We start from the raw sequence: 8,961 nt of genomic DNA on the forward strand, positions 1-8,961 counted from the left end.
TTGCAGGACAAAACGGATCAAGCGGCATGCAGGCATTGCCAGCATGAACACCTAGCGAGAACACACCATGAAAAAATTCAGCACCACCATCCAGCTATCCCTGATCACCGCCGCATTGGCATTGAGTGCGGGCTACGCGCGCGCGCAAGCGGCGGCACCGGCGGCAACCGACGACAAGCGCTGCGAAGCAAGCAGCACCGGAACCAATGGCAGTGCCAATGAAGCCGACATGAACAGCACTTACAGTGCCTGCCGCTTGGCCAATGGCGCCGTCGGCATGGGCTGGCGCACCAATGACGGCAAGGGCTCGCTACCCGAATTCGGCGACACGGAATCGTCGCAAGTGCTGCGCAAGCCGCATTTCGACAGTCGCGGCCATGATTTGAGCCAGTTTGATACGAACGGCCGTGCCAGTCGCAACGGCCTGGGGACAGGCATCAAGCAAGATGGCTTTGACTACAGTGCAGGCACGCGCGACTTTGTTGCGCAAGAAACCAGTGAAGCGATTACCGGCAGCGAAGGCTATCGCGGAGTGGGCCGCGCAGCCTCCGCCATGTATGAACCGCTGATGGTATCGTCCGACGGCGGCCGGCCTGCACCTGCAGGCAATGGCGGAGTCGGCTCCGGTGGCTCCGGTGGCGGCATCGACGGACGCAACGCTCCCAACCCCATCTTGCCGCCAGTAGTCGCCGTGCCTGAACCAGAAACCTACGCCATGCTGCTCGTTGGTCTGGGCATGGCCGCCTTGGCCGCGCGCCGCAAGCGCCGCAGCAGCATGCAGGCATAGACAAAGGGCTCGCAAGAGCCTTTTTTTATGTCTGCGGCGGAACGCGTTGGGGGCCTAGCGGCGCCGGAACGCGGCATACGGCGCCGCCAGGGGATCTCCGATAAACAGGCCTTGCGCTGGCCACGCCACGCTGCCCCAGTACGCTTCCAGCGCCGTCATCCCTGTCAGGTAGCGCCGCAGCAAGACAGTCGAATTCGGGAATTTCTGCCAATAGTTACACGGCTCGCTGACGGTCCCGTAGCTGGCCGTCGCGCCCGCCTCCAGCCAGCGCTGGCTGCTCATTTGCGCCGTTCCCTGCAGATCGCCGCCGAACGAAGTCAGGTGATCCGCCAGGGCGCCGGGCAGGAAACGCAGGGTATCGAGCTTGGCGACCTTGGCCATGCCCGTCTGGTACACCATGATGTCCTGCGCGCCATCGAGCACATCGGCCTTCATGTTCTTGACCGTTAGCTTGCGCTGGCGCACGATCCCGGCAGGCGGAAAAAAGGCGGCACGGCTGTTGCGCGCATTTTCGCTGGTGGTCAGATAATACGCGCTGGCGGCGGGCACGGAAAAACCGCTGACCGTCCCGCGGTCCACCACGGCCTTGGCCTCTTCCACATAGTCGACGGGCAGCAGCATGGAAAGGCGCATGCCCATCTGCGTAAACGGTTGCGGCACATTGCTGTTGAAATACGTGCTGGGCTTGCCGGCGTCACACGTCTTCGCGCACTGCCCCGCATCGTAGCCCAGGGTATAGGCGGAAGTGATGGAATTGCATTCGACCGCGTAGGGCGCGCTCCACACCATCAGCACGGCCTGGATATGGGGCTTCAATTGGGCATCGATACGCTCCTTCAACTGCGCAAACTGCTCCGCACTGAGCTTGCGCGGGCGATTCGGGATATTCACGTGCACCACGTTTGCAGGAGGAATGCCATGCGCCTGGCGGTAATATTCGCCCACCGCGATGCTGTTCGGCTCGGCGTCATTGATTACGACAGCCAATTGCGCGGCATGCAATCCCAGGGGCATGGACGGCGCATCGGCACGTGCGATGCCGGCGGCCAGCGCCAGCGAAAGGAAGAGAGATTTATGCAAGGTCAATATCGTCGTTGAGGAAGATCGAAGCAGCCATGCCGCAGCCACCCACTGTGCGTGACGATTATAGCTCCACATCAGCCTGCGAAAAAAAAACGGAGGCCTCAGCCTCCGTTTTTTACATGCAAAATTAAATCTTTCAGACTTGCAACTTGCGGCGGCGCGCCATGAAGCCGACCAAAGCCAAGCCCGCCAGCAACATGCCGTAGGTTTCCGGTTCCGGTACCGGCGTGACGGCCAGGATGCCGCTATAGCTGCCGCCAGTTGGCGACGCGACATAACCGTCAATTTGCAGGAAGTAATTGCCAGCAGCCAAAGGCGTGGAGCCGGACTGCAGCGACCACGCCTGGTCCTGCGCCGTGAAATTGATCAGGTCTAGCGCGCCATGAAACAGAATGCCGCTGGCGTTGCCCAGGCTGAAACCGGTCAGCGTCAGGCCGGAGTTGGCGCTCGGCTTGAGCGACGTCGCCAGCGCGCTCAGGTCATTCAAACCGGTCACGCTGAACGTGAATTTGTCGCTGAAAAAGTTATTGCCCGCGCCGGCCAACTGACCGGATGCCAGCGAAAACGAGCCCAGCAGGTCACTGCTGGAATAATCGAGCAAGTCTTGCGTCAGATCCACCGTGGCGTGGCTGATGTCAACCGGCGCCGCATGGGCGGCCAGGCTGCTGCCGGCAAACATGGCGGCCACAAACAGGGATTTCAGGAATTTTTTCATACTTTTCACCAAGATGACTGCAACCGGCTCATGCCAGTTGCGGGATGGAAACGCAAACGAGGATGCCAATCAGCCAGGCAGGGCTCAAGCCGCCTTCTGGCGACGGCGTGCCATGAAGCCCAGCAGACCCAGGCCCGCCAGCAACATCGCATACGTGCCAGGTTCCGGTACGGCCGATATCAGGCTGCCATTCGCGCTGAAAGCCGCGCCCGTGTTCGACACCACGTTGCCGCTGACTTTCAGATAGTAGGAACCGGCAGCCAGATTGGCATACGACAGGGTCCACTTGTCATTAATGCCGGTCAACAACTGATCGCCGCCCAGCAGCAAGGTATTGCCAACACTGCTGTACAAGCCGAAACCCGTCAGGTTCAGGCCATTCGCAGCGCTGCTGCTGCGCGAGTTCAGTACCACGCTCAGGTCGCTGGCCTGTGCCACGTTGAACGTGAACAGGTCATTGAAAAAATTGCTCTTTTGATTGTTTTTGAACTTGTCGCCAAAGGTCAGCGAACCGCCCGCTGCCAGATTGACGGCGCCAGGCGTGGAGCTGATGTCGACGGGCGCGGCACAGGCTGCCTGCGCGAATAAAGCTGAACCGGCAAAGGCCAGCGCGGCCAGCACCGAATACGTATTTTTCTTCATGCGATTCCACTCAACGTGAATGCGGAAGCGCCAGCGCTTCCGCATGAGTTATCTGATCAAACCAGGCAGAATCATAGCATAAAGCAATTTTTTATGTTAACTATTGTTTAATTAAAAGTTACTTTATAGCATCATTCCTTAAGCCAATAGTTTCGCTGCGCGGATATCGTCAACAAGGTAATCAGACGCGCCGGTAGACATCCTCCAGCCGCACGATGTCGTCCTCGCCCAGATAACTGCCCGACTGCACTTCGATCAGGTGCAAGGGCAGCTTGCCCGGGTTTTCCAGCCGGTGCGTCATGCCGATGGGGATGTACGTTGATTCGTTTTCCGTCAGCAAGGTCACCTTGTCGCCGCACGTGACTTGCGCCGTGCCGCTGACGACGACCCAATGCTCGGCACGGTGGTGGTGCATCTGCAGCGACAGCTTGCCGCCCGGATTGACGGTGATGCGCTTGACCTGGAAGCGTTCGCCGATATCGATGCCTTCATAACTGCCCCATGGGCGGTACACCTTACGGTGCTGCACGTGTTCGCTGCGTCCCGCCTGCTTCAAGTGGTCGACCACCTGTTTCACGCGCTGCACCTGGTCCTTGTGCGCCACCAGGATGGCGTCGTCCGTTTCCACCACGACCAGGTCCTGCACGCCCAGCACGGCCACCATGCGGCGCTCGGCGCGCACCAGGCAATTGCTCACGCCATCGAGATACACGTCGCCGCGCACGACGTTGCCGTCGGCATCGCCCTGCTGCACTTCCCACAAGGCTGACCAGGAGCCGACATCACTCCAGCCAATGGCGGCAGGCAGCACCACCGCATGCGCCGTATGTTCCATGACGGCATAGTCAATCGAATCGGATGGGCAGGCGGCGAAGGCCTTCTCTTCCAGGCGGCAGAAATCGAGGTCGCGGTAGCCGTCGCGCACGGCCGTCTCGCAGGCGGCAAGCATGGCGGGCTGGAATTGCCCCAGCTCGCCCAGGTAGCGTTCGGCGCGGAACAGGAACATGCCGCTGTTCCAGAAATAATTACCAGCGGCAAGGAACGACTGCGCCGTGGCCAAGTCCGGCTTTTCCACGAAACGCTCGACCTTGCAACCCGCGGCCCCCGGGCTCACGGGCGCGCCGCTACGGATGTAGCCATAACCCGTTTCCGGCGCCGTCGGCACGATGCCGAAGGTAGCCAGGGCGCCGTCGGCCGCCAGCAGGGCCGCTTCGGCGATGGCCTGGTGAAACGCGGCCACGTCCGTGATGACATGGTCGGCCGGCAAGACCAGCATCAGCGCCTGCGGGTCGATGGCCAGCAGGTATTGCGCCGCCACGGCCACGGCCGGCGCCGTGTTGCGCCCCACCGGTTCGAGCAAAATACCCAGCGGCGGCAAGCCGATTTCGCGCAATTGCTCGGCCACCATGAAGCGGTGCTCATTGCCGCACACTACCAGTGGCGGCATGACGTCAAAACCGGCCAGCCCGCTATCGCCGGCGCGGCGGTTGGGCAGGCTCTGCACGCGCAGCGCCGTTTCCTGCAACATGGTCTTGTCCGTTACCAGCGGCAACAGTTGTTTGGGCAATACGGCGCGCGACAGCGGCCATAAACGGGTGCCCGAACCGCCGGACAGGATAACTGGATAAATTTTCATAGCTTCACTTCACAAACATTTTATTGGGCAGCATACAGGGCCGGCGACGTTTCCGCGCGGCGCAAGCTGCGCCGGTCACGCGCATTGCCCCAGGCATGGGCTTGCGCATCGGAAACATGGCGCATCCGGCCGACGCGGTCGACACTATAATCTTTGAAGACGATCATTTCATCGAGCACCACATCAGGCAGCACGCGCGTGTATTCGAACAGCACGCTGCGCACCACTTCGGCGCCGGCGCAGACATGACTGCCATGGCCGATCCACGTGGGCCCGACGATGACGGCACCCGCATCGATGCGGCAACCCGAGCCGATGTAGACGGGGCCCTCGATGCGCGTCCCGCCACTCCAGTCGATGCGGGTATTCAAGCCCGCCCATACCCCATCGGCAATCTGCGTGCCAGGCACATGCAATTGGGCAACCTCCCCCATCAGCACGCTTTGCAGCACTTCCCAGTAATCCTTGACGCTGCCGATGTCGATCCAGTTGTACTGGCGCTTTTGCGCATAGAACGGCAAGCCCTTTTCCACCAGCAAGGGAAACAGTTCCGAACCAATATCGAAGGGGCGGTCGCAGGGAATCAGGTCCAGCACTTCCGGCTCGAAAATATAGATACCGGTACTGACGCAATTGGACAGCGCATCGGCCTGGGCCGGCTTTTCCTGGAAGGCGCGGATGCGTCCGGCGGCGTCGCTGACCACCACGCCGTAGCTCGATACCTTGTCCCACGGCACTTCCAGGGTGACGACGGAGGCCAGCGCCCCCGTGCGGCGGTGCTCAAGCAGGGCCGATTCCAGGTCGAGGTCGATCAAGGCGTCGCCGCACAGCACGATCGTCGTGTCGTCAAAAAAGCCGCCAAACTCCTGGATCTTCTTCATGCCGCCGGCCGAACCCAGCGGTTGCGGCACGACCTCGCCCGCATCGTTCGTATAGCCTTCGAAGGAATAGCCGATCTGCACGCCGAACTGGTGTCCTTCGCCGAAATACTCCTCGATCTTTTCATGCAGGTAGCTGACGTTGACCATGATGTCGGTCACGCCATGCTGCGCCAGATGTTCCACCAGGTACGCCATCACGGGTTTACCCAAGATAGGGATCATCGGCTTGGGCAAATCGTAGGTCAGGGGCTGCACGCGCGTACCTTTGCCTGCTGCCAGTATCATTGCTTTCATTGTCGGGCTTGCTCCATCAGGATTGGGGATGGCTGATTGGGCGGCCCATGTCAGCGGCCATCCTTGCTCAGCGTTACCGACGCCGCGGTCACGGCAGCGGGAAACAGGCGCGCATACGCGGCCAGCAGCTTGGGCGCCTCATATTCCCATTCCAGCTCATTGATCACGCGATGACGGCCGAACGCGCCCATCTGCTCGCGGCGGGCAGGGTCGTCCAGCAACTCGACGATCTTGCGTGCCATGTCGATGGGATCGTTCTTCAAGGCATACAGCGATGCCTGCTGTGCGGAAACCTTGCCCTCGACCAGGTCGAACTGCACGATCGGCTTGCCAAGGGCCATGTATTCCATGATCTTGTTCATGGTCGACTTGTCGTTCATGTCGTTGGCCACGTCGGGATTCACGCACACATCCGAGGTATTGAGCATTTCCAGCAATTGCTGGTCCGGCACGCGCCCCGTGAAAGTCACGTAGTCGCCGATGCCCATGTCCTGCGCCATCTGCTTCATCTGTTCCAGCGAGGTGCCGCCGCCCACCAGGCCGAACTGCACGTCTTCGCGCTTCAAGGTCTGCACGATGTATTGCGCCGCCTGCAGCAGGAGATCGATGCCTTCCTGCGCGCCCATCACGCCCACGTAGCCGACCAGGTAAGTGCGGCCCTTCTTGAGTTCCGGCACGGGCGGCAGCACGCGCAGGCGGTCCAGCTTGGGTCCGCTGCGCACCACATAGACATCCTCGGGCTTCATGCCGCCCCGCTCGATGGCGATCTTCTTGTACGACTCGTTGGTGGCGATCGACACGTCGGCGCTCTGGAACGACCAGCGCTCGAACAGCACCATCAGCTTGTAGAAGAAATCGCGGCGGCCGAACTTCGCTTCGTACAGTTCCGGATTGATGTCATGGTGGTCGAACAGGAAACGCTTGCCCATCGTCAGCTTGAAGAAGCCGCCGATGAGGAACAGCAAATCGGGCGGATTGCAGGCGTGAATCACATCGAATCCGCGCGCGAAATGCACTTTCCACGCCAGGCGGAAAGTATGGAACAGCGCCAGCGAATATTCCACCAGGTAGCCCTTCGCCCCTTCCGCTTCCAGCGGCAGATGGTAGCGGTAGATATGGATGCCGTCGATGGCTTCGTAGCGCGACTCGTAGCCCTTGCCCGTCGGGCAGATGATCGACACGTCATAGCCATTCGCATGCAGGGTGGTCGCTTCCTGCCACACGCGCCGGTCGAAGGGCGACGGCAGGTTTTCCACCAGGATCAGCACCCGCCTTGCTTGGGCAGCCACGGGCTTACCAGCAGATGCCGTCATATTGCTCTCCACTTTGATCCTTGCTGATGCGCACCAGATCGACGATGTGCTGGTGCGGCCGCAGGCTGGCGGGCACGGTCTTGAATTCGGCCGCGCCATTGCCGATGACGATGGTATCGGCGAAATCGAGCACGTCCTGCATGCTCGTCACCATCAGCTTGGAGATGTGCGGGATGTGATTGAGGATGTAATCCTGGTTGGCGCCCGTCAGGGCGGCCAGGTTGACGTTCTTGTCGTACAGCTTCAGTTCGTAGCCCTTGCCCAGCAGATACTCGATCACGTCGACCAGCGGCGACTCGCGCAAGTCATCCGTGCCGGCCTTGAACGAGAAGCCCAGGATGCCCACCTTGCGCGCCCCCTTGTCGACGATCATCTTGATGCCCTTTTCCACTTGCCGCTGGTTCGACGGCAGAATGGAGTTAAGCAAGGGCAAATCGAGGTCCAGGCTGCGCGCCTTGTAGGTCAGCGCGCGCACGTCTTTCGGCAGGCAGGATCCGCCGAAGGCAAAGCCCGGCTTCATGTAGTACGGCGACAGGTTCAGCTTGGTGTCCTGGCAGAAGATTTCCATCACCTTGTGGCCATCGATGCCGACGGCCTTGCAGATATTGCCGATCTCGTTGGCGAACGCCACTTTGACGGCGTGCCAGGTGTTGTCCGTGTATTTCACCATTTCGGCCGTCTCGACGTCCGTGCGCACGAGCGGCGCATCCATCTTTTCATACAGCTGCACCAGCAGCGCGCCCGCCTTTTCATCGGATTCGCCGATGACCGTCTTCGGCGGATTGTAGTAATCGTAGACGGCCGTGCCTTCGCGCAGGAATTCCGGGTTGTTGCACACGCCGAAATCGACGCCGGCCACCTTGCCCGATGCCGCTTCCAGGGTCGGAATGACGAGCGCGCGCATGGAGCCGGGCAGCATGGTCGAGCGCGCCACGACAACGTGGAAGCTGTCCTTCTCGGCGATGGCGGCGCCGATTTCCTGGCACACCTTGCGCACGTGGCTCAGGTCCAGGTTGCCATTGAGCTGCGAGGGCGTACCCACGCAGATCAGCGACATGTCCGAGCCGAAGACGGCGTCGCGCACGTCCGCCGTGGCGCGCAAATGGCCGCTCTTCACGGTGGCGGCGATCATCTCGCCGATATCCTTCTCGATGATGGGCGTGGTGCCCTGGTTGATCAGGTCGACCTTGGTCTTGTTCGGATCGACGCCGATCACTTCATGCCCATCCGTTGCCAGGCAACCGGCAGAGACCGCACCCACGTAGCCGAGGCCAAAAATACTGATTTTCAAAATATGCTCCCTTAATGATTAGCCGGCGAATTAGCCGGCGACGTCTGCGGCATCAGCTCGATGTACGTCACGATTTCAGTTGTCCCCTGCACCCGCATGCGCCAGGCGGCGCTGGCAATCGGTGATTTCTCGTCGAAGCGGCGCGATATCCAGCCGCCAGGCGGCGTCTCGCTGCCGCGCAATACCTCCAGCGTTCCATGCGAACAGCGCATGCGCAAGCAGGACCGCTGGCCCTGTGCCTGCAATTGCCCGTCGTTGACGGTGACCAGGCAATGTTCGCCGAACTGCCAATGCACGGAAATATCATGTACATTTGTAC

The 8,961-nt window shown here is 60.8% G+C and carries 8 protein-coding genes and 1 pseudogene; 1 reads left to right on the forward strand and 8 read right to left on the reverse strand.

What is annotated here, in order from left to right:
* Positions 1–67 precede the first annotated feature (67 nt).
* A complete protein-coding gene (locus AC0V2Y_RS27155; RefSeq protein ID WP_475418195.1) occupies positions 68–787 on the forward strand; it encodes a PEP-CTERM sorting domain-containing protein in 720 nt (239 codons plus the stop codon).
* A 54-nt stretch (positions 788–841) separates the two neighbouring features.
* Here AC0V2Y_RS27155 and AC0V2Y_RS27160 read toward each other — a convergent pair whose 3' ends face one another.
* The 8 genes and pseudogenes from AC0V2Y_RS27160 to AC0V2Y_RS27195 all read right to left on the reverse strand — a co-directional run.
* Entirely contained in the window at positions 842–1,867 is a 1,026-nt protein-coding gene (locus tag AC0V2Y_RS27160) for a TIGR03790 family protein (protein ID WP_475415854.1), read from the reverse strand.
* Between the two features lie 139 nt (positions 1,868–2,006).
* Positions 2,007–2,585: an FxDxF family PEP-CTERM protein gene (locus tag AC0V2Y_RS27165; protein ID WP_475415853.1), complete on the reverse strand. Its 579-nt coding sequence runs from the start codon at positions 2,583–2,585 to the stop codon at positions 2,007–2,009.
* 84 nt (positions 2,586–2,669) lie between these two features.
* Complete coding sequence (locus AC0V2Y_RS27170; RefSeq protein ID WP_475415852.1) at positions 2,670–3,227, reverse strand: FxDxF family PEP-CTERM protein; 558 nt, start codon at positions 3,225–3,227, stop codon at positions 2,670–2,672.
* Positions 3,228–3,408: 181 nt separating this feature from the next.
* Positions 3,409–4,863 carry a mannose-1-phosphate guanylyltransferase/mannose-6-phosphate isomerase gene (locus tag AC0V2Y_RS27175; RefSeq protein WP_475415851.1) on the reverse strand — a complete coding sequence of 485 codons (1,455 nt, stop codon included), beginning with the start codon at positions 4,861–4,863 and terminating at the stop codon, positions 3,409–3,411.
* Between the two features lie 20 nt (positions 4,864–4,883).
* Positions 4,884–6,038, reverse strand: coding sequence for a nucleotidyltransferase family protein (locus AC0V2Y_RS27180; protein ID WP_475415850.1), 1,155 nt, complete (start codon positions 6,036–6,038; stop codon positions 4,884–4,886).
* A 50-nt stretch (positions 6,039–6,088) separates the two neighbouring features.
* Positions 6,089–7,351, reverse strand: a complete 1,263-nt coding sequence (locus AC0V2Y_RS27185; protein ID WP_475415849.1) for a glycosyltransferase family 4 protein — start codon at positions 7,349–7,351, stop codon at positions 6,089–6,091.
* Entirely contained in the window at positions 7,332–8,642 is a 1,311-nt protein-coding gene (locus AC0V2Y_RS27190) for a nucleotide sugar dehydrogenase (RefSeq protein WP_475415848.1), read from the reverse strand. The genes AC0V2Y_RS27185 and AC0V2Y_RS27190 overlap by 20 nt, the downstream gene beginning before the upstream one ends.
* Positions 8,643–8,653: 11 nt before the next feature.
* A pseudogene (locus AC0V2Y_RS27195) lies at positions 8,654–8,961 on the reverse strand (heparinase); the annotation flags it as partial.

Source organism: Janthinobacterium sp. BHSEK (assembly GCF_056174685.1).